This window comes from Polaribacter sp. 2405UD43-2, from assembly GCF_058147125.1.
Window position 1 is genome coordinate 1 of the sequence record NZ_JBYVJX010000065.1, and the last position, 247, is coordinate 247.

Sequence of the window (247 nt, forward strand, 5' to 3'; positions counted from 1 at the left end):
TGAGGAGAAAAATCATACAGAAAGCAAGATTTTAACTATTGATGTGGTAATGAAAAATCCAGGAACTCCTGATAAAGTTGGGTTGATACAAAAGCTGAAAGAAAAATTAATTCCTGCAATTTCTGAAATTGAATTTGCGGCTCAATTTACAGAAGCTACAATTGTGGGAATTACAGGTTCAAATGGTAAAACAACTAAAAAATTATTAGTACATCATATTTTAAAAAATGCAGGTTTAGATGTTGGA

The 247-nt window shown here is 30.4% G+C and carries 1 pseudogene; it reads left to right on the top strand.

The features are described 5' to 3' along the window. Window positions 1–247, top strand: a pseudogene (locus ACY2RX_RS14770) (UDP-N-acetylmuramoyl-L-alanine--D-glutamate ligase); the annotation flags it as partial.